The organism is Novosphingobium marinum (genome assembly GCF_013408095.1).
GTDB classification, from domain to species: domain Bacteria; phylum Pseudomonadota; class Alphaproteobacteria; order Sphingomonadales; family Sphingomonadaceae; genus Novosphingobium; species Novosphingobium marinum.
Map to the genome: position 1 here is coordinate 262,060 of NZ_JACBZF010000005.1, position 26,070 is coordinate 288,129.

Below are 26,070 nucleotides of genomic sequence, written 5' to 3' on the forward strand. Positions count from 1 at the left end.
GTTGCAGCGCGACGGTAACAATCAGGCGATGGCGCGCGCCGCCATGTGTCCTTCGCGGATCGCGACCTGCAGATAGCGCGGGCTGAGGACGTCGCCGACCGCGACAACTTCGGGTCCGGCCCCCTTCAGCTCGGCGAGCAGCGAGTCGTTCGGCTGGTTGTGCGACACGAACACCACCGTATCGGCGGGAAGCGATTCGGCCGTCCCGCCGTACCTTCGACCAAGGGTCGCACCCTCGTCGGAAACGGAAAGCAGCTTGCCGTGCGTGACGAGCCGGAAGTCGCCCAGCGCGGCAAGCCGCTCGAGCGCGGCATCGTCTGAAAGCGCCGGTTCGAGCTTTGGCGCGAACGACTTGTGCGCCGCGACGAAAGTCACGCCCACGCCTTGCGTAAGCAGGAACTCCGCTGCTGCCACTGCCTCGTAATGCCCGGTATCGTCGAACACGACCGCGCGGGTTCCCCAGTCGCGATTGGTCCCCTCGGTCAGCAATTCGTGGCTCGAGACTACCGAGCGGTGCTCCATCCCGCCGGCTGCATGGCCCGGCGCAAGGTGCTGCCCGCCGTCCATGCGCGGAAGCGAGCCGGTCGCGACGATGACCGCGTCGGGCGCGATCCCTGCGATGTCGTCCGCTTCGATATATGTCGAAAGGCGCAGGTCGACGCCGAGGCGCAGGACTTCGGCCTCGAGCCAGTGCACGATGTCGAAGATGCCGCCGCGCCGCGGGGCGAGCGCGGCGATCGCCAGAGACCCGCCCAGCCGCGGCGCTGCCTCTGCGAGGATCACTTCGTGCCCGCGCAGCGCAGCGACGCGCGCTGCCTCGAGCCCCGCCGGGCCGCCGCCGACCACGAGCACGCGGCGCTTATGCTCCGCCGGTTCGATCAGGTCCTCGGACAAGGTCCCCTCGAGGCCGACGGCGACGTTTACCGCGCAGCCGATCTGCCCGACCGTAAGCAATCCGCCGATGCAGCCGTGGTTGCAGCCGATGCAGGGCCGCACGCTGTCCGAACCGCTTTCGAGCGTCTTTCGCACAATCGCTGCGTCGGCGATGTGCGCCCGGGTCATGCCGACAAGGTCGGCATAGCCCTCGCGAATGACCTGCTCGGCTTCTTCGAGGGTGCGGAAACGCCCGGTCACGATTGAAGGCACATTCGCAGCGCGCGACGGGCGTTCGTCGTATTCGAGCTCGTATCCGGCCGCCTCGTGCATCGCGCCGATGATCTTGTGCGGATTGTAGTCGGTGCCGATTGACAGGTTGAGGAAGTCGATGAGGCCGCGTTCCTCGAAGAGGCCGGCCAGCCGGGAGACATCCTCGGGGCTCATGCCGCCTTCCAGCGCCTCGCTTCCCAGCCGCACGCCAAGGGCCATGGTATCGGGTATCGCGCCGCGCACGCGTTCGAGCAGGCGGATCGGCAGGCGCGCCCGGTTCTCGAAGCTGCCGCCGTATTCGTCGTCGCGGCGATTGTGGACCGGCGAGAGGAACTGTTGGAGAAGGTAGCCGTGCGCCATGTGCAGTTCGACGCCGTGCAGCCCGCCCGACACGCAATCGCGCGCCGCCTTCTCGTAGCAGTCGACGAGGAAATCGATCTGCGCATGGGTCATGGCGCGCGCAGGCACGCCGACCATGGCTCCCACCGAGTCCGAGGACGACCACGGCGGCGACCCGTCAAGTTCCGGGATTTCGTTGCCGAGATGGCCGATCTGCTGGAAGATCTTCATGTCGTACGGCTCGGACTGCTCGACGAGCTTCCGGTATCCCTCGACCAGCCCTTCCGCGCCCGAAACCAGGAAAGGATAGGCGCTCGATCCGACCGCGAGCGCCTCGATGATGGTAAGGCCGACCCCGCCTTTCGCGCGCTCGACATGATAGCCGACCAGCGCATCGTTCATCGTGCCCTTGCCGATGCCGGTGCCGTGCCCGGTGCGCACGACCCGGTTCTTGATACGGACAGGCCCGATGTCGATAGGCGACAATACGCGAGCGAGGTTCGCGGGCGGCGCGGCTTCTGGCTTCAATGCAACTCTCCGGTGTTGCCGGCTGAATGTCCGGCGCTTTTGCGGGAGGCTATGCAAGGCGGTGCCTTGGCAAAACTGTCAGAAAGACCAAGCCGAGCGCACTCGGCAGGTGTTGGTCGGGGAGACAGGATTCGAACCTGCGACCCTCTGCTCCCAAAGCAGATGCGCTACCAGGCTGCGCTACTCCCCGACCCTTTGCCGGATGGTCCGGCCGAACCGGCGATCTCGGTCGGTGGTGGGCCCGGCAGGATTCGAACCCGCGACCTAGCCGTTATGAGCGGCCAGCTCTAACCGCTGAGCTACAGGCCCCGATAACCCTACCGATGTCGCCGTGCCTGCATCGGACCGCAAGGACCGGCGCAGGGCACGATGCCCGTTACAGCGCCCCCGGGCACTAGGCAAGCACGACGGCGTCCATGATGTCGCGCACGGATGCAGGCGCGACACCGCGTTGCGCGAGGTATCCCAGGATCGTCCGCCACCAGTCGTAGAAGGCGTCGAGATCTTGCTCGTTGCGTACGTAGGGCGTGTGGCCGGGCGCGATCGAGGGGCTGTGGAACGAGAGCACCAGCAACGGCAACCCGTCGTCGAGCGCGATGTCGATGCCGCGAATGGCTTCCTCGGCGGTTATGCCTTCGGGGGTCAGCGCGATGCGCTCCAGCATTCCGGCGCGCGACAGGACGCCGCGCAGCGACGGCGCACGCCAGAGCAGGGGATAGATGAGGGGACCGAGCTGGCGCAGCATGCCCCACCAGACCGTCGTCAGCGGCAGCTCCATCAGCCCGCCGGGCTCGCCGGTCCAGTATGGTCGCAAGGGATGCTCGCGAAAGTTGGGGCCGCCCATGTAGCTGTAATCGAATTGCGAACGCACCGAAGTGTCGATCGCGATGCCGCCCTCGACCAGCATTCCTGCGGTATTGGGCCCGATACCGTATCGGCCCGCACGATAGATGAGCGGCGCTGCGCCGAACGACTTTTCGATGAGGTCGCGAAGACGGCTGAACTTCTCCCGTTCGAGGTCCGGCGGCAGATTGCCCGCGAAGCTGTTACGGTCGCTCAGTTCCTCGTCGAACGGCGGGTTCACCCACGGGTGGAGCTGTACCCCGATATCGGCCCGGCCTTCGCGCACCGCTTCGCCGAGGACTTCGATCGCCGCGGGCGAACTGGCGACGGGGTAGTCGACGAGGTATATGGGCGCGACCGCGAAGCCTTCGCAGAACTGCTGGAACTTGCGCAGGGTCGGTACGGTCAGGAGGCTGTGGCTGGAGCGGTCGAGCGGCGCCGACCAGTCGAATTCCTCCTCGGTGTCCACCGTCAGGATGAAGCGTTTTCCGAAGCCCCTGGCAAATTGCACGAAGTCCGGTCGTTGCGGCGGAACTGAAATGTCGATCCCGGCCAAGTCCCGATCCCTCTTGCAACAACACCAGCGTCAGCCTCCCCCCGAGGCTGCCGATGCGACGGGTTCCTCGCTATGGAGTGCTTCCGACGCGGTCAAGCGTGGCAAGGTTAGGCGCAAAGTGTTGCTTTCGACTGAAAGCGATCCTCCTGCGGCGTCGAGCTCGCTAGCGGCGAGCCGCAGGGCGAAACCCGTGCCGAAAATGCTGGCGACAAGCGCACTGTTCTGGATCGCGGGGTTGGCGGCGAACAGGTCGGATTCCGGCAGGTGCGCGAGCGAAGAGGGCAGGTCGGCTGCAAACGCCGCAAAGCCCCCTTCGCCCTCGATCCGGACATCGAGCGTTTCGCCGGGCACCATCGCTCCGGCCAGCGATGCGAGGATCCGCCATGCGAGCTGCCGTGCTTCCCGCGGACAAAGGCCAACGGGTTGCTCGCCCGCGACGTGGAGCTTGAAACCGCTGTTGCGAGAGGCGGAATAGGCTTCAAGCTGGCTGATGGTTTCGGCGACTATGGCCCCGAAGTCGCATTGTCCGGGTTCGAGATCGAGGGCGCCGGCATCGAGCTTCACCATGCGTTCGATCTCGTCGAACCCGGCCATGATCCGCGCCGCATCGGCTGCGATTCCGGCGGCGAGCGCGCGATAGTTGTGAGTGATCGGTCCGAACAGGGCCTGCTGTATAGCCTCGGCGAACCCGTGGATCGCGTTCACCGGTGTGCGCAGTTCGTGCAGGACCTGACGGATGCGGTCGGCCTCCCGCACGCGTGGATCGGGTGCTTCTTCGGGCGACGTTTCGATAGGCCGCCGCATGCGTCCCGCGTAGCCCTGGAAGCCGCCTCCCGTGCCGGCGAAGCGCGGATGTGCGTCGATCCGCCATTCGCCGGAAAGGACAGGCGCACCGCTGATCTTGACACGCGAACCCAGGATGGGCTGGCGGCGCTGGAATGCGGCGACGAGCGCCTCGTCCCCTTCGAGCGGTGCGCCCTCGAACGTCGATGCAAGCGATGTCCCCACGATCATCGGAGCCGCCGCGGATTCCGCCCAGGCGATCCGACCGTCGCTGCCGGTCGTGAAATCGAATGCCTTCAATCGACGGTATCCGGAATCTTCCTCGAGTCCGTCGAGAGGAAGTGGCGGCGAATCGTCGTTGAGCGAAATTTCCTTCTCGCGCCGCGCACGGCTCAGCTTCTCGATCCGCTCGACGATGGCGCGGATGCCGCTTTCATCCCCGGTTTGCCGCGCAGGAGCCGCGCTGTCGGGCTGCACATGCGATGGCAACGGCGCTTGCGAGGGCTCGGGTGGTGATTCTTCGACCGCCGGTATCGTCGCGGGCGGGAGGCTCCGGCTGCGAATACCGAGGCGGTCCAGCAGTTCCAGTGCGCGAGGCGGAAGGTGCCCGCTGTCCCTCAGCGCTCCGCGCGCTGCAAGCGGAAGGGCCGGGATGAGGTCCAGCCACTGCTCCTCATCCAGCCGTGCCGACGATATTGCCGCCGACGCGACCTGCGGCTGGTCGGCGGCAAGTTGCGCAAGCAATCGCGGATTGCGCAGACGCAGGCCCGGTTCGCGAAGGATACTCGCGCGGGACCCGGAAGGCACCAGCCCGGACAATTCGGCCAGCCGGATATAGGCGGCGTCGATGTGCTCACCGCGGCCCTCGGCGCCAGCGGTGCCGAGAAGATCGACAAGCTGACGGTACTGGACGCGCACCATGCCTTCGCCGCGTGGCGGCTGCCGCAGGACAGTGGCAAGGCGGTCGTCGAAATGCATCGGGCTCCATCGGGTCTGTCGGGCTGTTGGCAGACGAGGTCTTAGCTTGCTCCTACCACGATGTCCCTGTGGCAAAAGCATTGCCCCCAGTTGCGTTGCAAAGCGGGACGATTACGTTATTAGATAATAAAATTAGCGCAGCACATGGTTCTTGGCCGTCGATGTTACCCAAGAAGGCCGTGTGACGAAACAGCGGGGCAAGGAACGACGACATGCCGAATCTCGACCAGATCGACCGCCGTCTGCTGGCCGAACTCCAGGCCGAGGGGCGAATCACCAACGTCGAACTCGCGCAGCGTGTCGGCCTCACGGCTCCGCCTTGTCTTCGCAGGGTTCGCGCGCTCGAGGAAGAGGGCGTCATCAAGGGCTATCATGCCGAGCTAGACGCGCTGATGCTGGGCTATGCGATCACGGTCTTCGCGCTCGTCAGCCTGAAGAGCCAGGCCGAGGATTCGCTTCGCCAGTTCGAGGAGCACATGCGCGACCTTCCCGAAGTGCGCGAATGCCACATGCTCAATGGCGAGATCGACTTCATCCTCAAGATCGTGAGCAAGGACCTGCAAAGCTTCCAGGAATTCCTGACATCCAAGCTTACGCCCGCGCCGAACGTGGCGAGCGTGAAGACGTCGCTGACGATCAGGACATCGAAAAAGCTGCCCGGCGTCCCGCTCGAAGGCGCCTAGAGCGCGGCCGCCGCGTCGAGCGCGATGCGATAGCTCGCGGCGCCGAAACCCGAGACCGATCCCTTCGCGGCCATTCCGATCCACGACTTGTGCCTGAACGGCTCGCGCGCGTGCGGATTGGACAGGTGCACTTCAATTACCGGCACTTCGATCGCCCGGATCGCATCGTGCAACGCAACGCTGGTGTGCGTATAGGCGCCGGCGTTCAGCAGCACGGCATGCGCACCCTCGGCCTGCGCCTCGTGCATCCAGTCGACGAGGTGGCCTTCGTGGTTCGACTGGCGCACCTCGACGGAAACGCCGAGTTCGCGCGCGCGGTCTTCGAGCATCGAAGCGATGTCGTCGAGTGTCTCGCTCCCGTAGATGCCGGGCTCCCGCATGCCGAGCAGGTTCAGGTTCGGTCCGTTGAGAACGTAGATCCGCTTGTCCGCCATGATCCCCCCAGTCTTCGTGGGCGAGGGGTAGGGCGCACCCGGCTTGCTGGCAAGCGCGATGTCGCCCCCCGGCGCGGGCGGGGGCGCTTTCGTCGCGACTGAAGTGGCCTAGCGGTCGGTCCCCTTCGCCTTGCCCCACTGGCGGGCGACGGTGTAGCCGAGATACCCTGTGCCGAACAGCGCGTAGAGCGGTTCGGGCAGCGAGCCGAGGTAGGCGTTCATGCCTTCCGAAACGGCGCGGGCGGTTGCGGGATGCAACGCCGACAGGATGCCCATCGGCAGCGCCCACAGAATCATCGCGTACATGACGTACAGGAACGTCGGGCGGGCGCGGCTCGTCCAGGGATCGGCCGAATGTGCCTCGGCCACGATCGCGGACATGCGCGTTTCGAGGATCTGCATCTCCTGCGAACCTTGCAACTGCAGCAGTTCCAGCTTCGCACGGTCGCGGGCCGCGCGATCCGGGATGACCTTGTCGATGATGGAAACGAGGGGACCGATAAGCGAATCGAGGATCGGCATGGCATGGCTCCGTACAGAGGACAGGAGCCGCCGCATCTAACCAGATCGGTTCAGGTAGGAAAATTCTTTCGCCATACCGGCGCGATGATCGCGTGATCCGCCGAAAGCAGAGATTGGTCGGGACGAGAGGATTCGAACCTCCGACCCCCACACCCCCAGTGTGATGCGCTACCAGGCTGCGCTACGTCCCGACCGAGGCCAGCGCCTATAGGGCCGCTCCGATGCGATGGCAAGCCGGTGCGGTCGCACGAATGCACCGCATCGACCCGAGCGGCTTGCGTTGCCACGCCGGTTCTTTGTTGCTAACCGCGCGCCTTCAAACGTGGCCGCACCGTTCAAGCCCGGTAAACGGATGGGCGGGCAACGGCCGCGTCTCCTATTCGAAAGCCGTCATGCCGATGAACAGCGAAATCCTTTCCCTCCTGTCCGCTGCCGCTGCCGGCGGTGCACCGCCTGCCTGGCTGCAGTTCCTGCCGCTGGTCGCGATGGGCCTGATCTTCTGGTTCCTGATCCTTCGCCCGCAGATGCGCCGCCAGAAGGAACACCAGGCCAAGATCGGCGCGATGCGCAAGGGCGATCAGGTCGTTACCGGCGGTGGCCTTGTCGGCAAGGTGGTCAAGGTCGACGAGCACTATGCCGATATCGAACTGGCGCAGGGAATGCGCGTGAAAGCGGTCAAGTCGACGATCTCGGACGTCATCCCGCCCGGCTCGGGCGCTCCTGCGAATGACTGAGCGGCAATGACCGACCGTACTACCGTTTCGCCAAGCAAGCGCGGAGCCTGAATGCTCGATTTCCCCGTCTGGAAGAGGGTCTGGTACTGGGGGCTTGCGCTTCTTGCCGCCGCTGCCGCGCTTCCCTCGATCCTCTCGCTGGCCAACATCTCGTGGCCCTCGGCGCTGCCCGATCCGATGGTCAATCTCGGCCTCGACCTTGCGGGCGGCAGCCATATACTGCTCGAGGCCGACCCCGCGCAAGTTGGGCGCCAGCGTCTCGAGACAATGGAAGAGAGCGTGCGCACCGCGCTTTCGGATGCCGAGCCGCGCATCCGGATCGGCGACCTTTCGACCAGCGACGGGCGGCTCAGCTTCATGCTCGACGATGCCACGCAGGTGGATGCCGCGCGCGAGGAAATCCTGCCGCTCACCTACGGCGCGGGCCTGACCGGGCAGCGCGACTGGGAAATCAACGTGGTCGACGGCAATCGCTTCATCGTTTCGCCGACCGAGGAAGGCCTCGAGCAGGCCGTCAGCCTTGCGATGGATTCGGCGACCGAAGTCGTCCGAAAGCGCATCGATGCGCTCGGCACTCGCGAGCCGACGATCATCCGGCAAGGCGATGAACGCATCGTGGTCCAGGTGCCCGGACTCGAGGATCCCGAAGCGCTGAAGGCGTTGCTCGGCCAGACCGCGAAGCTCGAATTCAAGCTCGTCGATACGAACGCCGCGCCGTCCGACCTCGCGCAGGGGATCGTTCCGCCGGGCAGCGAGCTGGTACCCTACGCCGATCCGGCCGAAGCAGGCGGCGTTCCCGCGCTTGCAGTGCGCAGGCTCGGCGGGATCAAGGGCGACCAGCTTACCGACGCGCGGCAGACCTTCGATTCCCAGACCAACGAACCGGTGGTATCGATCACCTTCAACCAGCAGGGCGGCGCCAAGTTCGCCAAGCTGACGACCGAGAACGTCAACCGGCCCTTCGCGATCATCCTCGACGGACAGGTCCTGTCGGCACCCAACATCAACGAACCGATCCTGGGCGGCAGCGCGCAGATCTCCGGCAGCTTCACCGTCGATACGGCAAACCAGCTGGCCATCTCGCTGCGTTCGGGCGCGCTCCCTGTGGACCTGAAGGTGATCGAGGAACGGACCGTCGGGCCGGACCTCGGCGCGGATTCGATCCGCAAGGGCATGATCGCGATGGGCGTCGGCACGCTCCTCGTCATCCTGCTGATGATCGCCACCTACGGCCGCTTCGGCCTCTACGCGACGGCGGCGCTCGTCATCAACGTGATGATGATCCTCGGCATCATGGCGGTGCTCGGGGCCACGCTGACTCTGCCCGGCCTGGCCGGTTTCGTGCTTACGATCGGCGCGGCGGTCGATGCCAACGTGCTGATCAACGAGCGCATCCGCGAGGAGCGAAAGAAGGGGCGCCGCGTCGTCGCCGCCGTGGAGAACGGGTACAAGGAAGCCAGCCGCGCCATCTACGACGCCAACGTCACGAACTTCATCGCCGGCGTGCTGCTGTTTCTGTTCGGTTCGGGACCGATCCGCGGTTTCGCGGTCGTCCTCATCATCGGCCTGTTCACGTCCGTTTTCACCGCCGTCGCGCTTACACGCATGTGGGTCGCGCGCTGGCTGCGCAAGGCGCGGCCGAGCGAACTGCATATCTGAGGGACCGAAACGATGCGCCTTCTCAAGCTCGTCCCCGAAGACACCAACATCCGCTTCCTGAAGTGGCGGGTGCCGTTCTACATCGTCAGCCTGCTGCTGATTGCGGCAAGCTGGGCGCTCGTGTTCACGCAGGGCCTGAACTATGGCGTCGACTTCTCGGGCGGGCAGGAGATCCGCGCGACTTTCGTCGGGCAGGCGGAAGCGCCGGTCGCCGACCTTCGCGAGACGGTGGGCGGGCTTGGCTACGGCGAGCCGATAATCCAGCGGTTCGGCAACCCGAACGAGGTCTCGATCCGGACGAAGCTTCCGGCGGAGGTCGAAGGCCAGCCGGGTGCAGCCGACCGCATCACCAGCCAGATCGTCGCCGCGATGCAGAACCAGTACCCCGATATCCGCATCGACGGCGTCGACAGCGTTTCGGGCAAGGTTTCGGGCGAATTCCGTACCAAGGCCTTCTACGCGCTGCTTGCCGCCATGCTTGCCATCGCGATCTACATCTGGGTGCGTTTCGAATGGCAGTTCGGCGTAGGGGCACTCTTCGCGCTTTTCCACGACGTGTCGCTGACGCTGGGCATGTTCGCGCTGTTCCAGATGGAGTTCAGCCTGCAGATCATCGCCGCGGTGCTTGCCATCATCGGCTATTCGCTGAACGACACGATCGTGGTCTACGACCGCATTCGCGAGAACCTGAAGAAGTACCGTCGCATGCCGATCGCGGAACTGCTCGACCTGTCGGTGAACGAGACGCTGGCGCGCACGGTGATGACGTCGCTGACCTTGCTCGTCGCGCTGATACCGTTGCTCTTCTTCGGGCCGGACAGCCTCTTCGGGCTCGCCGCCGCGATCACGCTCGGCATCTTCGTAGGCACCTACAGCTCTGTCTACATGGCGGCGCCGATCCTGATCTGGCTTAAAGTCAGCTCCGACAGCTTCGTGCCAAGGGAGACCGAGGCGGACCGGCAGGAACGGATCGCGCGGGAGCGCAGCTCGGTCTGAGCGATCAATCGGCGGGCAGCGCTCCTTCGCGATGCGCCAGTGCCCGCCATATCTCGACGATTTCGGCTGCGTTCGTCTCCCAGCAGAACCGCGCGACGTTTTGCGCCACGGCATCCTGATCGGGCTGGTTTTTCAGGATTTCGCGGATCGCCGATGCGATGGCGTGCGGTTCGCGCACAGCGATCCGCCCTGCGCCGGGATTCGTCACGACTTCGACCGCACCGCCGATGTCGGGAATGACGAGCGGCGCGCCGCAGGCCATCGCCTCGATCCACACGTTGGCGAGTCCCTCGCGCTCGGAAGGCAGCGCGACGACATTGGCGGCGGAGAACAGCTGCGGGAGGACATCGTGAGAAACGTGGCCGAGGAACTGCACCCGGTCCGCGACGCCCAGTTCTTTCGCATGCGCCCGAAGCGCCTGCTCGTCCTCGCCGGTACCCGCGATTGCCAGCGTCGCTTCCTCGAGTTCGGGCAGGGCCTCTATCACCAGCCGCTGTCCCTTGATCTGGATGAGCGATCCGGGCGTGACGATCAGCGGGCCGCGCGTCCAGACGCCAAGCTCGGGAATCGCCGAGACCAGTGCGCGCGCGGCTGCGCGGTCCATCACCTTGAAACGGGACCGGTCGAGCCCCGTGTAGTGCACCGCGATCTTATCCTTCGCCATCCCGAGCCGGGCCATGTCGGAGCGCAGCGCGCAGGACACGGCGAGCAGCCTGTCCGCTTGCCTTGCGGCGCCGAGCATCTGCTCGAGCGCTCTCGGGCGCCCGCCCCAGTAATGGATGTCGGACCCGCGGGCCTTGATTGTCAGCGGTACGCCGAGATCGGCAGCGATGCGGGCGGCAGCCGGGCCGTCGGGGAAGAAGAACTGCGCGTCGACGATGTCGAAGGGCTGCTCCGCATGCAACCTGCGCGCGAGTGGCATGATCGCTTCGGCGATACGGCCAGGGTTGCCGTCCCCGCCGATCTTGGGGATCGTCGTGAACTGCGGGTGCAGGATGCGCATGCCCTCGAGCGTCGTTTCCGCCGGAGTGTGCCTGAGCTTGCTGTAACGGCGCCGCAGGCTCAGCGGCCAGGGAGGTATCCCGATGGGATTGACCATCGTGACCTCGACATCGCCGCGCGAAGCGACGCCGGCCATCTGGTTGGCGACGAACTTGCCGAAAGTGGGGCGTTCGGGGCTGGGGAACAGGGTGCTCAGCGAAAGTATGCGGATCATGCGCTGGCTTCCCTACAGCTTTCTCACCAGCATTTCACTAGCCGCGATCCATGGCGGATTCTCGATGACGACCTGACGCTGGCCCTGGCCAGGCGGGAGAATCGCGATGCGTGCGGCGTCCCGGTCGATCATCCTGCCGAACGCGAACCGCCCGCCCGGACGGGGAGCGAGGACATCGCGGTTGAGGAGCCGCGGATAGTCTTCGGGGGCATGCTCGCGCAGCCAGACCTGGTCGCCGGTGCGGTAGTCTCCCGCGCTGGCCTCTACGGTCATGGCGACCAGCGGAGCGTCCCCGCCGAGACTGGTAGGCAGGATCGCATCGCGCGGCGAGGTGAGGGCTTCGGCTCCGGCCTCGACCAGCCGGGCGACGACCCTGGGCTGCACCGCGTCTTCCGAAGTGAGAAGCACTTCCGGGTCTACTTCCAGTGCGGCGGCGATCCGGTTCATCCAGCCCAGCGAGAGGTTGCGCATGCCGGTTTCCAGCCGTCCGATGGTCTGTGCGGTCGTCGGCGGTTCGCAGCGCTCCGCCACGTCGGCCAGCGTCAGCCCTTTCTGGGTACGAACGTCTCGGATGCGATTGATCACAGGCCGCCTCCCGGTAACCGTATAGGTTTTCACCTTTCCTACAGGACCACCTTTTTGGCAAGTCCCGCGCGAAAGTCAGCCAGGGAGTATTTCATGAAGCAGGTTCTCGAGGAACGCGAACTCACCGCAGAAGGCCCGACGCGCCGCAAGGCGGGCCGCCGCGGTCGGAGCGTCACCGTCAATGTTGCCGAATCGCCGCTTAGCTGGCTGCATGCGCGCGGTCATCTTTCGGGCCGCCAGTTCGATGCGGGCGAGAGGCTGAGGGCGGACTGGGAGTTCGCGCAGCTCTCGCCCGGCGTGACGATGCGCTGGGTCCCGGTTCGCATCAAGGGAAGCGGGCGCGACGCAGGTCTCAGCCCGACCGAGCGCCAGATGGCGGCGAAACAGCGTTACGAGGGCGCCGTTGCGCAAGCAGGGTCCGGCCTGTCGGACATCCTGTGGCGCGTGGTCTGCGCGGGCGAGGGGCTGCCCGATGCGGAAAAGGCGCTCGCCTGGCCGTCGCGCAGCGGAAAGCTCGTCCTGAAACTTGCGCTCGACCGCGTGGCGGACTTCTACCGGATCGTCTGAACAGGGCGCGTGTCGATCGGTGATCATTGCCTGTTGTGGGCCGCTCTCCGCCGTGCTGTTCTGCGGTCGGGGGGCGCATGAAGGATCCGACGCGTAACCCTGAGAGGGGACACCGATGACTGAATACGAACGCGCATGCCGCGAGATCGCCAACCTGAAGGCGCACTATTTCTACTGCCTCGATCACAAGGATTTCGACGGTTTCGACAAGCTGGTCGCCGATGATGCCGAGATCGATTTCCGCAACGTCACCTCGTCGGGCGATGCCAGCGCCATGCCGCAGATCGACGGCGACGCGGGCCTGATGACGGGCAGCGAGTTCAAGGCGTTCCTGCGAGATGTCGTTCCCGGCCTCGTAACGGTGCACCAGGGTTACATGCCGGAATTCTCGGACCCCGGAGACGGGACGATGCAATGCATCTGGGGGATGGAGGACAACGTCTGGTTTCCAGAAGGCAGCGATCCTGCCTACCTGCACGGCTGGGGCCACTATCACGAACGCTACCGCCGCGAAGGCGATGGCTGGATCATCGACCGGCTGAGGCTGACCCGCCTGAAGGTGATCCTGTCCGGCACAGCGCCCTGATCATAAGGCTGCCGGTTTCCTAGCCCTCGACCTGTTCGGCAAGTTCGAGCCAGCGTTCCTCTGCCGTTTCCTTTTCCGTGCGCGCCTTTTCGAGAGCTTCGGTGAGTTTCGCGAAGCGGTCGGGATCGCGGTTGTAGAGTTCGGGGTCGGCCAGCGCCGCCTCGTCGCGCGCGATCGCGGCTTCCAGTTCTTCGATGCGGTCCGGCAGCAGGTCGTAATCGCGCTGGTCGTTGTAGGTCAGCTTGGTGCTTTTGGGCTTGGGCGGGGGAGGCGCTGTGCCGGAACCGGCCGAAGACTTTGCCCTCGACGGCGCGGATCGGCGCTTGCGCTTGGCTTCCCAGTCGGCATAGCCGCCCGCAACGATGTCGACATGGCCCGATCCGTCGAGCCCGAGCGTTACGGAGACCGTGCGGTCGAGGAAGTCGCGGTCGTGGCTGACGATCAGCACCGTGCCTTCGTAGTCGGCGATGACTTCCTGGAGGAGGTCAAGCGTTTCGAGGTCGAGGTCGTTGGTCGGCTCGTCGAGTACCAGAAGGTTCGACTTGCGGGCGAATTCGCGGGCGAGCAGCAGGCGCGAACGTTCTCCGCCCGACAGCGTGCCGACTTTCGCATCAACGAGGCCGGGATCGAACAGGAATTCCTTGAGGTAGCCCTGCACGTGCTTTCGCACGCCGCGCACGTCGATCCAGTCGCCGCCTTCCGCCAGCACGTCGCGCAGGCGCTTTTCGGGCGAAAGCAGGCTGCGCTGCTGATCGATGACCGTACCGGTCAGCGTCTTTGCCAGCATGACCTCGCCCTCGTCGGGTTCGAGTTCGCCGGTGAGCAACTTCAGCAACGTGGTCTTGCCCGATCCGTTCGCGCCGACGATGCCGATACGGTCGCCGCGCTGGATGCGCAGGTTGAAGTCGCGGATGATCGTGCGTTCGTCCTCGCCCTTGCCGAACCGCTTGGTGACGTGTTCGGCGACGATCACCGACTTGGTCTTCACGTCGTCGGCCACGACTTTGAGCTTTGCGGCACCCTGCGGGCTGAGCATCGCGGCACGCTGGGCGCGCATCTCGTAGAGCTTTTCCAGCCGGCCCTGGTTGCGCTTGCGGCGCGCGGTCACTCCGCGTTCCAGCCAGTGCGCCTCGATCTTCAGTTTGGCTTCCAGTTTCTCGGCGGCGCGGGCCTCTTCGGAATAGACCTGCTCTTCCCAGGCCTCGTATCCGCCGAAACCCACTTCCTTGCGCCGCAGGTTGCCGCGGTCGAGCCTTAGCGTCGCGCGGGTCAGGCGGGTGAGGAACGTCCGGTCGTGACTGATGACGATGAAAGCGCCGGTAAAACGCTGCAGCCAGCCTTCCAGCCAGTCGATCGCGGCAAGGTCGAGGTGGTTGGTCGGCTCGTCGAGGAGCAGCAGATCGGGTTCCGATGCAAGCGCCCGGCACAGCGCAGCGCGCCGTCGCTCACCACCGCTCGCACTGTCGGCCTCGCGCGAGAGGTCTATGCCGAGTTGGTCGGCGATCGCCTCGACCGCGTGCTGCGGCGGCGCGTCGTCGCCGTCGAGCGTGAAATCGAGCAGCGTGTCGTAGCCCCTGAAGAACGGGTCCTGCTCCAGCGTCACGATCTTCGTCCCGGGCTGGACCGAGCGCAGGCCGCGGTCCGCCTCGATGCGATCGGCGATAAGGCGCAGGAGCGTCGTCTTGCCCGCGCCGTTACGCCCGATCAGCGCCAGCCGGTCACGCGGGCCGATATGCAGGTCGATGTCCTGGAAGAGCCAGCCGGAGCCCTGGATCAGGCCGAGGCCTTCCCAGCTGAGGATCGGGGGTGTCGCCATGCGCGGGCACCTATACCCGGCGGTGAGGGGCGGCAACCGCTTTGCACGTGGCCGCCCGAACCTTGCCGCTTCGCAACTGCGGCATTCACACCTTGTTCAACGCCTTGGGGCTAGGCACCATGGCGTCATGAAATGGCTGCTCTTCCCGATATCGCTGGCTCTCGTCATGTCGGCCGCGCCGGCGCTGGGAGAGCCGCGTTCGGAACAGAGCCAGGTGCGCAAGGAGCGCAAGGAGGGCAACGTCCGCCCCCTGCGCGAGATCGAGCGCCGCGTACTCCCGATGATGAAGGGCATGCAGTATCTCGGCCCTGAATACGATCCCACCGCAATGGCTTACCGGCTGAAGTTCATCCGCGCCGGCAAGGTCATGTTCGTGGACGTGGATGCCCGCACCGGGCGGATCATCAACCAGTCGCGCTGAAGTTTGGCCCGCTTGACCGAAACATCCTTTCGCCTCATGGCTTTTCCCAACAAACGGGGAACCTGACCATGCGCATTCTGATCGTCGAGGACGAGCCCACGCTGGGCCAGCAACTGAAGTCCACGCTCGAACAGAACGGCTATGCCGTCGACCTGTCGACCGATGGCGAGGACGGCCATTTCCTGGGCTCTACCGAAGAGTACGACGCGGTTATCCTCGACCTCGGCCTGCCGGAGATCGACGGGCTGACCGTGCTTGGCATGTGGCGCAAGGAGGGCCGCGACTTTCCCGTGCTCGTGCTTACCGCACGTGACAGCTGGTCGGACAAGGTGGCCGGTCTCGATGCCGGCGCCGACGATTATCTTGCCAAGCCCTTCCAGACCGAAGAGCTCATCGCCCGGCTGCGCGCGCTGATCCGCCGCGCTTCGGGCAATACATCCTCGGAACTCGTCGCGGGCGACGTCAGGCTCGACACCCGTTCCGGGCGCGTTACGCTGGCGGGCGAGCCGGTGAAGCTGACCGCGCAGGAATACAAGCTGCTGTCCTACCTCATGCACCACAAGGGCAAGGTGGTCAGCCGCACCGAGCTCATCGAGCATATCTACGACCAGGATTTCGACCGCGATTCGAACACGATCGAGGTCTTCGTAACCCGCATCCGCAAGAAGCTGGGCGCGGACGTCATCACCACAATCCGTGGCCTCGGTTACAGCCTCGACGACCCCGCCGACCCGGCCCGCGGCTGATCCGGCGCCTCCCGCGCCCGCCGAAGAGGCGGTGACGCCGGAGCCCGAGGTGCGCCAGACGGGCTCGCTCGCCCAGCGCATGATGCTTATCGCGGCAGGCTGGATCGCGATCCTGCTGTTCGTCGGCGGCTTCGCGCTCGACCGCACGCTGACCTCTCTCATCACCCGCAACTTCGACGAGCAGCTCGGCTACATGCTTACCGCGATGGTCGGGTCGGCGGAGATCGGTCCTGACGGCGAGGTGTTCTTCAACCGTCCGCTCGGCGACCAGCGCTTCCTCGAGCCGAACAGCGGTCTCTACTGGCAGATAAGGGGTGAAGGGCATGAGGACTTTCCGTCCCGCTCGCTGTGGGATCGCAGCCTCGACGTGCGCCTCGATCACTTCGACCCCGAGCCGCATGTCTACGACAGCGACCAGTTCGCAGGCGAGCCGCTGCGGGTGATGGAGCGTTCGATCATCCTGCCGGGCAGCGATACCGAATGGTGGTTCAGCGTCGCTGCCAGCCGCGCCGAACTCGACGAGCAGATCAGCCAGATCCGCTCGATTCTGCTTTACAGCTTCCTGGCGCTCGGCCTCGGCCTGTTCGTCATGGCCGGGCTGCAGACATGGTACGGCCTGTTTCCGCTGCGCCATGTCCGTCGCGGCATCCAGAAGATGCGTGCGACCGGCGCCAACCGCCTGACGGAGCCGCTACCGCTCGAAGTTCTTCCACTGGTCGAGGAGCTCAACGCGCTTCTTGCCCATACAGAACGCCAGGCGGAAGAGGCGCGGACCCATGCCGGCAACCTGGCCCATGCGCTGAAGACGCCGCTGACCGTGGTGATGAACGCGGCGACCGCGCGCGCGCCCGATCTTTCGGACACGGTGATACGCGAGGCTGCGGTCATGCGCCGGCAGGTCGACCACCACCTGGCCCGCGCCAGGGCAGTCGGGCGACGTGCGGCGGGGATGTCGCGCGCGAGCGTCTGGACGAGCCTCGAAGCCGTGCTGCGCGCGGTCGAACGGCTGTACGAGAACACCCGCTTCGACCTCGACGGCAAGCGCGATGCGACCGTCGCGATCGAGCGGCAGGACCTTGAGGAAGTGCTCGGCAACCTGATCGAGAATGCCGCAAAGTACGGCGGCGGAAGCGTGTTCGTGACGGTCGACGTCGCCGACGATCCCGATGTCTGCGAAGTCTGGGTGGAGGACGACGGCGCGGGTATCCCCCAGTCGGAATGGCCGCGCATCTTCGACCGGGGCGCAAGGCTCGACACAGGAAAGCCCGGAACCGGCCTTGGCCTCGCCATCGTTCGTGACGTGGTAGAGATCTACGGCGGCACCGTCGAACTCGCCGAAAGCGAGGACCTTGGCGGGTTGCTGGTGAGGATCAGGCTCCCGCGTGCGAGCGGTCCGGGCTGACGCAGGAAGACCGGGACGGCGCATGCGGCGCTGCCCGGTCTTCATGGTCACTCGGTGATGAGGCCGGGACCCCTCAGGGGAGACCCCGGCCTCCTGCCCCCGTCCCAGGGCAGCTCGTGATTACCAGCTAGTCTGGAAACCGGCGCGCGCGCCGACTTCGCCGCTGTCCGCACCGACGCCGATGCCGGCGTTGAAGGCGCTGTTTTCTCCGACGCGGGCCGCGAAGGCGACCGCACCGGCGACGCGTTCGTTATAGTAGCCGAACCCGCCCGACAGGCCGAAGCTCGTGCCCGGCATCAGCACCGGCGATTCCATGGCAAGGGCCAGCGCGACGCCCTCGTGCGCCTTGCGGATGCCGCGGCGGTTGGTGTCGGCAAGGTCGAACAGCGTGGTCACCTGGTCGTTCAGCGCTCCGAGTTGCCCGCCGAAGTTGCTCACCTGGTTGCTCAGCGCACCGACGTGCTCGGCAGTCGCCAGGCTCGTCGTGCTGCTGCGACCGATGGTGCCCGACTGGTCGACCGTGGCGATGTAGACGGGACCCGCCTGCGCGGCGGTGCTGGCGTCGATATCGCCGACCGTGACCGAGCTTCCCGATCCGCCGAGCACGACCTGGTTGTCGCGCGTCGTGGTCGCGGAGAAGCCGACTGCGGTCGAGTTCGCATTGGAAGCCTGTGCAGCCTCGCCCACCGCGACCGAGTTCTCGCCGCTGGCCACCGCAATATGGCCAAGCGCGGTCGCCTTCACGCCGCTGGCGACGGCACGCCAGCCATAGGCGGTCGCGCCGGCCTCGGTGGCCTGCGACTGCCCGCCGACGGCCGTGGTCGAAGGTGCGGTCGCGATCGTCTGCATGCCATTCTCACCGTCGCGATTGCCGCCGATGGCGATGGCATCGCCGCCGCTGGCCAGCGCGGTGTTGCCGATGGCGATGGCATTGTTGCCCGATGCGACGGCGTCCTCGGCACCCGCGAAGCTCTGGTCGCCCGAGGCCGTGGTCTGGTGGCCTACCGCCGTGCCCATCGCGCCCGAAGCAACCGCCTGCCAGCCGACCGCCGTTGCGCCGGGCGTGCTGGCAATGCTTTCGCCGCCGATTGCGGTGGTCGAATTGCCGAGCGCCTGCGCGCCGCCCGAACCGTCCACGCCGCCGCCGATGGCAACGGCATCCACGCCATTGGCGATGGCCGCTTCGCCGACCGCGGTCGAGGCAAGGCCGGTTGCCGATGCAAGGTGGCCAAGCGCCGTCGAGCGCTCGCTGGCGGCTTCGGAGCGCCAGCCGTATGCAGTTGCGCCCGGTCCGGTCGCGGTTGCCTGTCCGCCCACGACGGTCGTCGAAGGACCGTTGGCGACCGTCATGATGCCGTCCTCGCCGTCACGGTTGCCGCCGATGGCGATGGCGTCGCCGCCGGTCGCCATGGCGGTGTTGCCGATGGCGATGGCGTTCGTCGAATCGGCCACGGCGTCCTCACCGACCGCGACCGACTGATCGCCCGACGCGGTGGTCTGGTGACCGAGCGCCGTGCCCATGGCGCCCGATGCCTCGGCCTGCCAGCCGATAGCGGTAGCGCCGGGCGTGCTGGCTATGCTTTCGCCGCCCACTGCCGTCGTCGAATTGCCGATCGCCTGCGCGCCGCCCGATCCGTCGACGCCGCCGCCGATTGCGACTGCATCAACGCCGTTGGCAACCGCTGCTTCGCCCACGGCCGTGGAAGCGAGGCCGGTCGCGGAGGCGAGGTGGCCAAGCGCGGTTGCGCGCTCGTCGTTCGCTTCGGAGCGCCAGCCGTAGGCGGTCGCACCGGGGCCGGTCGCGACGGCCTGGCCGCCGACCGCGGTGGTCGACGGGCCGGAAGCAGTGGTCGGCGTTCCGTCCTCGCCATCGCGGTTGCCGCCGATGGCGATGGCATCGCCGCCGTCCGCGTTCGCGGTGTTGCCGATGGCGATGGCGTTGACGTCGCTTGCCACCGCATCCTCGCCGACCGCGACCGACTGGTCGCCCGATGCCGTGGTCTGGTGTCCGAGGGCGGTGCCCATCATGCCCGAAGCTTCAGCCTGCCAGCCGACCGCCGTTGCGCCGGGGGTGGTGGCGTCGCTTTCCCCGCCAATCGCGACAGTCGAGGGGCCGGAAGCCGTTGCCGGTTCGGCGCCGTCGTTGTCGCTGCCGATGGCGACCGCGTCGGTTCCCGTCGCGCTGGCACCGGTGCCGACCGCGATTGCGCCATCGGCGTCGGTCGTCGCGTTCGATCCGCACTCGGTACTGTTGGTACCTGAGCCATCGTTGCAGGGTGCGGTCGCATCGGCAAAGGCCGGTCCGGCGAGCGTGATCGAAGCGGTGCCGGCGAGCAGTGCTGCGGCAAGACGGGGTAGCTTGTAATTCTGCATAGGTCGAAGCCTCTTCAGGTACAAAAGAAGCGCCGTCCTGAAATGAGAAATGAACCCATTGCGGAGAACATGAAAACAAAAGTTAATGCTTGAACGGGGGTCTTGAGATCGTTCTCCCGAGTACACGGCTCAATTATTTCGGTTACGGCGCACCGAGCCAATCTGGAACGGTGGCCAAGTAACGTTGCAGTCCTCGAATTGGATGCATCGGCGTGTAAATTAATTCAATTGCAGTATCGCGCCGCGGGTCGCCCCTTACAGCCGCGACAATGGCCCGGCGAGGAGGATTGGAGGGGTCGGGGCCTCGTGCGGGGCGCCGGCGCGGTCTTCGTGCGTCACCGCCAGGGTAGCGCCCTCGATCAGCAGCGAGGCTTCCTCGGCGCTCAGCGAGCGGGTCACTTCGCCGTCGCCCGGGATGAGGCCGAGCGAGCGCGGTGCGCCGCCTTCCGGTATGACCCAAAGCTCGGCGGAGCGTGCCTCGTCCTCGGGCGTGAGGCCCGCTATCGACAGATTCAGCCTGCCGGTGTCGGGGTCGATGCGCGATGCGATGCGCGATTCGCCGTCCTCGGACTGGAGCTGGGCGATGATCTGCGGTCCGGCTTCGCGCGTGACCGGCTCGACAGGGCGGGGCGGGCCGCCCGGCGTCGCGACGAACAGTGTCACCGCTGCAGCGATCGCCGCTGCCGTAGCCAGCGCCGCCAGCAGTTTCCAGCCGCCGATACCCGAAGGCTCTGCCGGGTGGGCAGGCGTGGGCACTTCGTCCGTGGCGCGCGAGGGCAGGCGGAGCGCGATGGCGTTCCAGACCCCTGTCGAAGGCACCAGCGAACCGGCTTCCTCGGCCAGCGCGGCGAACTTTTGCTGCCACCATGCCACGGCTGCCGCGAAGTCGCCGCCGGCGATTGCCTCGCGCTGCGCCGCCGCCAGTTCCTCGCCCTCGAGCACGCCGAGCGCGTATTCCCCGGCGCGGATCACCGGATCGTCGGGCAGGTCAGAGCCGTCGTCAGGCGGTGCCATGGCCGAGGCATCCCTTCAGGTTGGCGAGCCCGCGCCGGATCCAGCTCTTCATCGTGCCCAGCGGCACCGCCAGCGCCTCGGCGAGCTGCGAGTGGGTCAGCCCGCCGAAGAATGCCATGCGGATCGAGCGGCGCTGGTTTTCTTCCAGCTCGTCGAGGCAGCGGCGGACTTCGGCGTGCATCTCGGCTTCGCACAGGAAATCGTCGGGAAGCTGCGCGTCGTCGACGATGTTTTCCAGTTCCCCGTCCTCGCTTGCCGGTGTTCGGCCGTTGCGCCGCGCCTCGTCGACGGCGGCGTTGCGGGCGATCACCGCGAGCCACGAGATCGGGCTGCCCAGCGAGGCGTCGTAGCGGCCCGCGCGCCGCCAGACCTTGAAGTACACGTCCTGCAGTACGTCCTCGGCCTGTTCGCGGTCGGGCAGGATGCGCACGATGATGCCGAGCAGCTTGGCCGAGGTCATCTCGTAGACTTGCCGCAGCGCGTCGCGGTCGCCGGTCGCCACGCGCTCCAGCGCCAAGACCAGCTGCTGGCGCCGTGCGGCGGCTTCGTCTGTCCCCTGTGCCATTGGCGGGAAGGTTAGCGGGCCGGCCCGGATAGTCCAGCGATTTGAGTGCCCTGCGTCGTCAGCGCGGTGGTACCGCGGTTGCCGGACGGGGCGGAGACCCCGGGTTCTGACCGCGTGCCTGCTCGTGGTGGCGGATAACTTCCTGGATGATGAAGCGCAGGAACTTCTCGGAAAACTCGGGGTCGAGGTTGGCTTCCTCGGCCAGTTTGCGCAGCCGCGCGATCTGGCGCTGCTCGCGACCCGGATCGGAGGGCGGCAGCTCCTGATCGGCCTTGTAGGCTCCCACTGCCTTGGTGATCCGGAACCGCTCGGCGAGCATGTGGATGAGCGCGGCATCGATGTTGTCGATGCTAGAGCGATAGCCGGCGAGCACCTGGTCGGCTGGCATCCGGTCGGCAGGGGACGGGGAGTCGGTCATGCCCGACGCGCTAGCACGGGCTTCGCACGGCTGCCAACTGCCCGCTTCGCACTTGCCTTCGCAGGCGCGAAACCCCATGTCGCTCGGGCATGAGTGCCGATGTCGTTCCGCTGCGCCCCAAGGGAGGTCCGCCCTCGCTCGACCCGATGCTTTCGCTGACGGCGAGCGGGATGAACAGCGTGAATGCCGTCATCCTGGAACGGATGCAAAGCAAGATTCCGCTCATCCCCGCGCTGGCCGGGCACCTGATCTCGGGCGGCGGAAAGCGCCTGCGCCCGATGCTGACAATCGCGGGCGCCGAGCTGTGCGGCTACGAAGGTTCGCGCCACCACAAGCTCGCCGCTGCGGTCGAGTTCATCCATACCGCGACCCTGCTGCACGACGACGTGGTCGACGGTTCCGAACTGCGCCGGGGCAAGGAAGCTGCCAACATCGTGTTCGGCAATCCGGCGACGGTGCTGGTCGGAGACTTCCTGTTCAGCCGCGCCTTCGAACTGATGGTCGAGGACGGCAGCCTCAAGGTGCTCAAGATCCTGAGCAGCGCATCCGCCGTAATCGCGGAGGGCGAAGTCGACCAGCTCGTTGCCCAGCGCGAGATCGAGACGAGCGAGGAACGCTACCTCTCGATCATCGGCGCCAAGACCGCCGCGCTTTTCGCTGCCGCCACCCGCATCGCCGCCGTCGTCGCCGAACGGTCGGAGGCCGAGGAGCGCGCGCTCGACGAATACGGTCGTAACCTCGGCATCGCGTTCCAGCTTGTCGACGATGCCATCGACTACGATTCCGAGGCTGCCGAATCGGGCAAGGGCCGGGGCGACGACTTCCGCGAGGGCAAGATGACGCTCCCCGTCATCCTCGCCTATGCGCGCGGTACGCCCGATGAGCGCAAGTTCTGGGAAGACGCGATCGCCGGTTTCTGCACCGAGGACGAAGACCTCGCCCGCGCCGTCGAGCTCATCAACCGCCACGATGCCGTCTCCGCCACGCGTGAGCGCGCCCGGCATTTCGCCCAGCGCGCAATCGATGCCATCGCTGGTTTTCCCGCCGGAGCCGCGCGCTCCGCGATGGCGCAGGCCGCCGAATTCGCGGTTGCCCGCCGCTACTGATCCCGCAAATCCGAAGTTGACGAAGTTGACAGGGTGTCGCCCACGCCCTGCGACGATTTGTGCCCTGTTTACAAGGCGATGCAACCGATTTGCGAAGTTGACGGTTGTCATGGGCGTTTTTCGCGTTCTCAGGAGGGAAGAGGTATCCGGCAGGTAGCGGGTCGAGGCGGAGTAGGACAGCGTCGGGACCGGCCCGCGCCGGATTTCGACCTGCGGGAACTTTGCGGCGCGAACGGATTTCATCTCCGGTCGAAGGGCCCGACAGGGCTTCGCATTCGCGCCTGTGTCGAATAGAGGGGCGCATCAAAGAAAGAGGTAATACATGCGCAATATCGTACTCGCCGCCGCGTTCGCCGGTGCCACGCTCACGCTTGCTGCCTGCTCGCAGGAAGCCGCCGAGGCTCCCGCCGAGGATGCTATGGCCGATGCCGCGGTCGCGTCGGAAAGCGCTTCGGAAGCGGCCATGACCGTCCTCGACGCGAGCACCGCCACGGCCGAACAACTGTCCGCCGTCGAGGGCGTGTCGCCCGAACTCGCCGCGGCGATCGTTGCCGGACAGCCCTATGCCAGCGTGACCGACCTCAACGCCCGGCTGCTCGAGACGCTGTCCGAGCAAGAGGCCGAGGCAGTCCGCGCGAAGGTTTTCGTGCCGGTCAATCTCGACACCGGCAGCGAAGAGGAACTGCGCCTCATTCCCGGCATGACCGACCGCATGGTCCGCGAGTTCGAGGAATACCGCCCCTACGAGGACATGGCCGAGTTCGACCGCGAGATCGGCAAGTACGTCGACGAGGCCGAAGTCGCGCGGTTCCGCAACTACGTCACTCTCTGACGGCGCTGCAGCGCCACCCGCGTCGTTTCGATGGCGGCCAGTATCCCGATGTGGATCCAGGCCGTCGTCGGATCGAACGCGGCGAGCGCCCAGTGCACGAAGGTCAGCACCGCTGCCGGGTAGACCAGCCGGTGCAGCCGTTTCCATGACCGCCTGAGCGCGCGAACCGCGATGTCGTTCGACGTCGCGGCCAGCGGCGCGAACAGGGCGAGCGCCAGCCAGCCGACGAACATGTCGGGCGAACCGAGATCGTCGAGGACGAGCGATAGCGACGCCTTCTTCTCCAGGTAGATCACGGTGTGGCCCGCTGCGTAGGCGAAGCTTGCGACCCCGATGTCGCGGCGTCGCCGAAGCAGCCAGCCCGTCCACTTCCGCGCCCCGAACAGCAACCGGACCGGCGTGACGGCGAGCGTCAGCAGCAGCAACCACGCCGCCCAGTCGCCGCTGTCACCGATGGCATGGCCGTACCCGTACGCCTGGGGAACGGTGGCCCAGCGTCCGATTATCCAGAGGCCGGGCAGGGCAAGCACGAGCCAGAGCAGCGGTCGGGAAGCGGCGAGCGTCTTCATCGGCTCCGCATGACCGCAACTGAGCGACAATGGCAACCGGAGTCTTCCGACGGCGTACGATGCCGTGGTTTGCTGCGACCGTCACTCCGCCGCGAAGCTTCCCCGCGTGCGGTTGGCAAGCGCGACGAGCGAAAGCATGACAGGCACTTCCACCAGCACGCCGACCACCGTCGCCAGCGCCGCTCCGCTGCCGAGGCCGAACAGGCCGATCGCCACCGCCACCGCCAGCTCGAAGAAGTTCGAGGTGCCGATCAGCGCGCACGGGGCGGCGATGGCGTGCGGTACCTTCCACGCCTTTGCCGCGCCGTATGCAATCAGGAAGATGCCGTAGCTCTGGATCACGATCGGCACCGCGATCAGGGCGATCAGCAGCGGGCGCGACACGATCGTCCCGGCCTGGAAGCCGAACAGCAGCAGCACGGTCAGCAGCAGGCCGACGATGGACAGCGGCTTGAGCCGCGCCGTGAAGTCCGACACCGCCGCCTCGTTGCCGCCATGGCTTGCCAGAAGGCGTCGGCGCACCAGCGCACCCGCCGCCAGCGGCACGACGACATAGAGCAGGACCGACAGCAGCAGCGTCTCCCACGGCACCGCGATGTCGGTCACGCCCAGGAGCAGCGCGACGATGGGCGCGAAGGCGACGATCATGATGAGGTCGTTCGCCGCCACCTGCACCAGCGTGTAGGCGGGGTCTCCCTTCGTGAGCTGCGACCAGACGAAGACCATCGCGGTGCACGGCGCCGCACCCAGCAGGATCAGTCCGGCGATGTACTGCTGCGCGTCGGCGGGCGCGATCAGGTCGGCAAAGACGACCTCGAAGAACAGCACGCCGAGCGCCGCCATCGTGAACGGCTTGACGAGCCAGTTGACGACGAGGGTGATGATGAGTCCCTTGGGCTTGTCGCCCGCGCGCCGAACCGCGCCGAAATCGACCGCGACCATCATCGGGAAGATCATCGCCCAGATCAGCACCGCGACGACGAGGTTGACCGAGGCGTACTCCACCGCCGCCAGCGCCGCGAAAGTTCCGGGCGCAAGGTTGCCCAGCACGATCCCCGCCAGGATCGCGGCGGCGACCCAGACCGAAAGCCACTTCTCGAACAGCCCGAGCCCCGCCGCGCGGGCATCGATTTCGGCCACGGTAGCGGTCATTGCGCGTCGGCCTCTTGCCCGATGGCGTGGAGCTTGTCGCGCAGTGCTATCCGTTCGAGGCTGGCGACGGGCAGCGCCAGCAAGAGGTCGATGCGCCGCTTGAGCATTCCGAAGGCATCAAGGAAGGCCGCGGCCTTTTCAGCATCGCTGCCCTCGACTGCCGCCGGGTCGGGAATGCCCCAGTGTGCGGTCGTCGGGTGGCCGGGCCAGACCGGGCAGGTCTCTTCCGCGGCGTTCCCGCAGACGGTGAAGATCAGGTCGAACTCGGGCTCTGTGGCGAACTCGTCCCAGCTCTTCGAGCGATGGCCCTGCGCCGGGTAGCCCAGCGTCTCGAGCGTGTGGATCGCCCAAGGATTGACCTTGCCGGTCGGGTTGCTCCCGGCGCTGAAGGCCCGGAACCGGCCCGCGCCGTCGTGGTTGAGGATCGCTTCGCCCAGGATCGAGCGCGCGGAGTTGCCCGTGCACAGGAAGAGCACGTTCATCGGATCGTCCGCCACGTTC

General features: G+C 66.4%; 26 protein-coding genes and 3 tRNA genes. 11 read left to right on the forward strand and 18 right to left on the reverse strand.

Translation table 11 applies throughout. The annotated features are described in order from the left end of the window. Nucleotides 1–21 precede the first annotated feature (21 nt). The 5 genes from FHS75_RS14370 to FHS75_RS14390 form a co-directional block, all read right to left on the reverse strand. Entirely contained in the window at nt 22–2,013 is a 1,992-nt protein-coding gene (locus FHS75_RS14370) for an oxidoreductase (RefSeq protein WP_179408380.1), read from the reverse strand. 113 nt (nt 2,014–2,126) lie between these two features. Beyond that, nucleotides 2,127–2,203, reverse strand: a tRNA-Pro gene (locus FHS75_RS14375). Nucleotides 2,204–2,246: 43 nt separating this feature from the next. Beyond that, nucleotides 2,247–2,322 (reverse strand) — tRNA-Ile (locus FHS75_RS14380). Between the two features lie 85 nt (nt 2,323–2,407). Then, nucleotides 2,408–3,412, reverse strand: coding sequence for a polysaccharide deacetylase family protein (locus FHS75_RS14385; RefSeq protein WP_179408381.1), 1,005 nt, complete (start codon nt 3,410–3,412; stop codon nt 2,408–2,410). Nucleotides 3,413–3,442: 30 nt separating this feature from the next. Beyond that, on the reverse strand, nt 3,443–5,173 hold the full coding sequence (locus tag FHS75_RS14390; protein WP_179408382.1) for a HAMP domain-containing histidine kinase: 1,731 nt from the start codon (nt 5,171–5,173) through the stop codon (nt 3,443–3,445). A 212-nt stretch (nt 5,174–5,385) separates the two neighbouring features. Here FHS75_RS14390 and FHS75_RS14395 point away from each other — a divergent pair, with 212 nt between their 5' ends. Continuing rightward, complete coding sequence (locus FHS75_RS14395) at nt 5,386–5,856, forward strand: Lrp/AsnC family transcriptional regulator (protein ID WP_179408383.1); 471 nt, start codon at nt 5,386–5,388, stop codon at nt 5,854–5,856. On the opposite strand, the gene aroQ is transcribed toward FHS75_RS14395, so the two are convergent. The 3 genes from aroQ to FHS75_RS14410 form a co-directional block, all read right to left on the reverse strand. Further along, nucleotides 5,853–6,290: a type II 3-dehydroquinate dehydratase gene (aroQ, locus tag FHS75_RS14400; protein WP_179408384.1), complete on the reverse strand. Its 438-nt coding sequence runs from the start codon at nt 6,288–6,290 to the stop codon at nt 5,853–5,855. The two genes, FHS75_RS14395 and aroQ, sit on opposite strands and share 4 nt — an antisense overlap. Before the next feature lie 108 nt (nt 6,291–6,398). Then, nucleotides 6,399–6,812 (reverse strand): holin family protein, encoded by a 414-nt coding sequence (locus tag FHS75_RS14405; RefSeq protein WP_179408385.1) that lies wholly within the window; start codon nt 6,810–6,812, stop codon nt 6,399–6,401. 114 nt (nt 6,813–6,926) lie between these two features. Further along, nucleotides 6,927–7,003 (reverse strand) — tRNA-Pro (locus FHS75_RS14410). 207 nt (nt 7,004–7,210) lie between these two features. On the opposite strand from FHS75_RS14410, the gene yajC reads away from it, so the two are divergent. From yajC to secF, 3 genes are read left to right on the forward strand one after another with little or no spacing between them, the layout of a single operon-like run. Next, the gene (gene yajC / locus FHS75_RS14415; RefSeq protein ID WP_179408386.1) at nt 7,211–7,546 is read left to right on the forward strand and encodes a preprotein translocase subunit YajC; all 336 of its coding nucleotides are present in this window, start codon (nt 7,211–7,213) and stop codon (nt 7,544–7,546) included. Between the two features lie 51 nt (nt 7,547–7,597). Then, nucleotides 7,598–9,205, forward strand: a complete 1,608-nt coding sequence (gene secD, locus FHS75_RS14420) for a protein translocase subunit SecD (protein ID WP_179408387.1) — start codon at nt 7,598–7,600, stop codon at nt 9,203–9,205. Nucleotides 9,206–9,217: 12 nt separating this feature from the next. Beyond that, a complete protein-coding gene (gene secF / locus FHS75_RS14425) occupies nt 9,218–10,201 on the forward strand; it encodes a protein translocase subunit SecF (RefSeq protein WP_179408388.1) in 984 nt (327 codons plus the stop codon). Between the two features lie 4 nt (nt 10,202–10,205). On the opposite strand, the gene FHS75_RS14430 is transcribed toward secF, so the two are convergent. Both FHS75_RS14430 and FHS75_RS14435 read right to left on the reverse strand, forming a co-directional pair. Next, nucleotides 10,206–11,414 (reverse strand): glycosyltransferase, encoded by a 1,209-nt coding sequence (locus FHS75_RS14430; RefSeq protein WP_179408441.1) that lies wholly within the window; start codon nt 11,412–11,414, stop codon nt 10,206–10,208. Between the two features lie 15 nt (nt 11,415–11,429). Continuing rightward, nucleotides 11,430–12,002: a helix-turn-helix domain-containing protein gene (locus FHS75_RS14435; protein WP_179408389.1), complete on the reverse strand. Its 573-nt coding sequence runs from the start codon at nt 12,000–12,002 to the stop codon at nt 11,430–11,432. 93 nt (nt 12,003–12,095) lie between these two features. Here FHS75_RS14435 and FHS75_RS14440 point away from each other — a divergent pair, with 93 nt between their 5' ends. Continuing rightward, entirely contained in the window at nt 12,096–12,569 is a 474-nt protein-coding gene (locus tag FHS75_RS14440; RefSeq protein ID WP_179408390.1) for a DUF6456 domain-containing protein, read from the forward strand. Between the two features lie 115 nt (nt 12,570–12,684). Continuing rightward, nucleotides 12,685–13,155 (forward strand): nuclear transport factor 2 family protein, encoded by a 471-nt coding sequence (locus tag FHS75_RS14445; RefSeq protein WP_179408391.1) that lies wholly within the window; start codon nt 12,685–12,687, stop codon nt 13,153–13,155. Nucleotides 13,156–13,174: 19 nt separating this feature from the next. On the opposite strand, the gene FHS75_RS14450 is transcribed toward FHS75_RS14445, so the two are convergent. Next, complete coding sequence (locus FHS75_RS14450; protein ID WP_179408392.1) at nt 13,175–14,971, reverse strand: ABC-F family ATP-binding cassette domain-containing protein; 1,797 nt, start codon at nt 14,969–14,971, stop codon at nt 13,175–13,177. A 127-nt stretch (nt 14,972–15,098) separates the two neighbouring features. On the opposite strand from FHS75_RS14450, the gene FHS75_RS14455 reads away from it, so the two are divergent. From FHS75_RS14455 to FHS75_RS14465, 3 genes are all read left to right on the forward strand, one after another. Next, complete coding sequence (locus FHS75_RS14455) at nt 15,099–15,392, forward strand: PepSY domain-containing protein (RefSeq protein ID WP_179408393.1); 294 nt, start codon at nt 15,099–15,101, stop codon at nt 15,390–15,392. Nucleotides 15,393–15,460: 68 nt separating this feature from the next. Continuing rightward, a complete protein-coding gene (locus FHS75_RS14460; RefSeq protein ID WP_179408394.1) occupies nt 15,461–16,138 on the forward strand; it encodes a response regulator transcription factor in 678 nt (225 codons plus the stop codon). 79 nt (nt 16,139–16,217) lie between these two features. After that, nucleotides 16,218–17,540 (forward strand): sensor histidine kinase, encoded by a 1,323-nt coding sequence (locus FHS75_RS14465; protein WP_179408442.1) that lies wholly within the window; start codon nt 16,218–16,220, stop codon nt 17,538–17,540. Nucleotides 17,541–17,660: 120 nt separating this feature from the next. Here FHS75_RS14465 and FHS75_RS14470 read toward each other — a convergent pair whose 3' ends face one another. From FHS75_RS14470 to FHS75_RS14485, 4 genes are all read right to left on the reverse strand, one after another. After that, a complete protein-coding gene (locus FHS75_RS14470) occupies nt 17,661–19,913 on the reverse strand; it encodes a YadA-like family protein (RefSeq protein WP_179408395.1) in 2,253 nt (750 codons plus the stop codon). Between the two features lie 255 nt (nt 19,914–20,168). Then, nucleotides 20,169–20,927: an anti-sigma factor gene (locus tag FHS75_RS14475; protein WP_179408396.1), complete on the reverse strand. Its 759-nt coding sequence runs from the start codon at nt 20,925–20,927 to the stop codon at nt 20,169–20,171. Next, nucleotides 20,914–21,492, reverse strand: a complete 579-nt coding sequence (locus FHS75_RS14480) for a sigma-70 family RNA polymerase sigma factor (protein ID WP_179408397.1) — start codon at nt 21,490–21,492, stop codon at nt 20,914–20,916. Before FHS75_RS14480 ends, FHS75_RS14475 begins: the two co-directional genes overlap by 14 nt. 58 nt (nt 21,493–21,550) lie before the next feature. Further along, nucleotides 21,551–21,880: a chorismate mutase gene (locus tag FHS75_RS14485; RefSeq protein ID WP_179408443.1), complete on the reverse strand. Its 330-nt coding sequence runs from the start codon at nt 21,878–21,880 to the stop codon at nt 21,551–21,553. Between the two features lie 119 nt (nt 21,881–21,999). Between FHS75_RS14485 and FHS75_RS14490 the strand changes: the two genes are divergently transcribed. Together FHS75_RS14490 and FHS75_RS14495 are read left to right on the forward strand one after the other, a co-directional pair. Continuing rightward, nucleotides 22,000–23,016, forward strand: coding sequence for a polyprenyl synthetase family protein (locus tag FHS75_RS14490; protein WP_179408398.1), 1,017 nt, complete (start codon nt 22,000–22,002; stop codon nt 23,014–23,016). A 322-nt stretch (nt 23,017–23,338) separates the two neighbouring features. Beyond that, a complete protein-coding gene (locus tag FHS75_RS14495) occupies nt 23,339–23,848 on the forward strand; it encodes a ComEA family DNA-binding protein (protein ID WP_179408399.1) in 510 nt (169 codons plus the stop codon). Here the strand turns inward: FHS75_RS14495 and FHS75_RS14500 are convergent. The 3 genes from FHS75_RS14500 to FHS75_RS14510 form a co-directional block, all read right to left on the reverse strand. Continuing rightward, nucleotides 23,833–24,417, reverse strand: coding sequence for a ferric reductase-like transmembrane domain-containing protein (locus FHS75_RS14500; RefSeq protein ID WP_179408400.1), 585 nt, complete (start codon nt 24,415–24,417; stop codon nt 23,833–23,835). The two genes, FHS75_RS14495 and FHS75_RS14500, sit on opposite strands and share 16 nt — an antisense overlap. Nucleotides 24,418–24,498: 81 nt before the next feature. Next, nucleotides 24,499–25,569, reverse strand: coding sequence for an ACR3 family arsenite efflux transporter (arsB, locus tag FHS75_RS14505; RefSeq protein WP_179408401.1), 1,071 nt, complete (start codon nt 25,567–25,569; stop codon nt 24,499–24,501). Further along, a complete protein-coding gene (locus FHS75_RS14510; RefSeq protein ID WP_425325960.1) occupies nt 25,566–26,066 on the reverse strand; it encodes an arsenate reductase ArsC in 501 nt (166 codons plus the stop codon). The genes arsB and FHS75_RS14510 overlap by 4 nt, the downstream gene beginning before the upstream one ends. Between the last annotated feature and the right edge of the window lie 4 nt (nt 26,067–26,070).

Bases quoted from the DNA above. Each gene is read 5' to 3' on its own strand.
- secD (WP_179408387.1), top strand. From the start codon at position 7,598: ATGCTCGATTTCCCCGTCTGGAAGAGGGTCTGGTACTGGGGGCTTGCG.
- FHS75_RS14405 (WP_179408385.1), bottom strand. From the start codon at position 6,812: ATGCCGATCCTCGATTCGCTTATCGGTCCCCTCGTTTCCATCATCGAC.
- FHS75_RS14475 (WP_179408396.1), bottom strand. From the start codon at position 20,927: ATGGCACCGCCTGACGACGGCTCTGACCTGCCCGACGATCCGGTGATC.
- FHS75_RS14395 (WP_179408383.1), top strand. From the start codon at position 5,386: ATGCCGAATCTCGACCAGATCGACCGCCGTCTGCTGGCCGAACTCCAG.
- FHS75_RS14470 (WP_179408395.1), bottom strand. From the start codon at position 19,913: ATGCAGAATTACAAGCTACCCCGTCTTGCCGCAGCACTGCTCGCCGGC.
- FHS75_RS14455 (WP_179408393.1), top strand. From the start codon at position 15,099: ATGAAATGGCTGCTCTTCCCGATATCGCTGGCTCTCGTCATGTCGGCC.
- FHS75_RS14460 (WP_179408394.1), top strand. From the start codon at position 15,461: ATGCGCATTCTGATCGTCGAGGACGAGCCCACGCTGGGCCAGCAACTG.
- yajC (WP_179408386.1), top strand. From the start codon at position 7,211: ATGAACAGCGAAATCCTTTCCCTCCTGTCCGCTGCCGCTGCCGGCGGT.
- FHS75_RS14485 (WP_179408443.1), bottom strand. From the start codon at position 21,880: ATGCCAGCCGACCAGGTGCTCGCCGGCTATCGCTCTAGCATCGACAAC.
- FHS75_RS14495 (WP_179408399.1), top strand. From the start codon at position 23,339: ATGCGCAATATCGTACTCGCCGCCGCGTTCGCCGGTGCCACGCTCACG.
- FHS75_RS14390 (WP_179408382.1), bottom strand. From the start codon at position 5,173: ATGCATTTCGACGACCGCCTTGCCACTGTCCTGCGGCAGCCGCCACGC.
- FHS75_RS14440 (WP_179408390.1), top strand. From the start codon at position 12,096: ATGAAGCAGGTTCTCGAGGAACGCGAACTCACCGCAGAAGGCCCGACG.
- secF (WP_179408388.1), top strand. From the start codon at position 9,218: ATGCGCCTTCTCAAGCTCGTCCCCGAAGACACCAACATCCGCTTCCTG.
- FHS75_RS14500 (WP_179408400.1), bottom strand. From the start codon at position 24,417: ATGAAGACGCTCGCCGCTTCCCGACCGCTGCTCTGGCTCGTGCTTGCC.
- FHS75_RS14450 (WP_179408392.1), bottom strand. From the start codon at position 14,971: ATGGCGACACCCCCGATCCTCAGCTGGGAAGGCCTCGGCCTGATCCAG.
- FHS75_RS14465 (WP_179408442.1), top strand. From the start codon at position 16,218: ATGATGCTTATCGCGGCAGGCTGGATCGCGATCCTGCTGTTCGTCGGC.
- FHS75_RS14490 (WP_179408398.1), top strand. From the start codon at position 22,000: ATGAGTGCCGATGTCGTTCCGCTGCGCCCCAAGGGAGGTCCGCCCTCG.
- FHS75_RS14445 (WP_179408391.1), top strand. From the start codon at position 12,685: ATGACTGAATACGAACGCGCATGCCGCGAGATCGCCAACCTGAAGGCG.
- FHS75_RS14480 (WP_179408397.1), bottom strand. From the start codon at position 21,492: ATGGCACAGGGGACAGACGAAGCCGCCGCACGGCGCCAGCAGCTGGTC.
- aroQ (WP_179408384.1), bottom strand. From the start codon at position 6,290: ATGGCGGACAAGCGGATCTACGTTCTCAACGGACCGAACCTGAACCTG.
- arsB (WP_179408401.1), bottom strand. From the start codon at position 25,569: ATGACCGCTACCGTGGCCGAAATCGATGCCCGCGCGGCGGGGCTCGGG.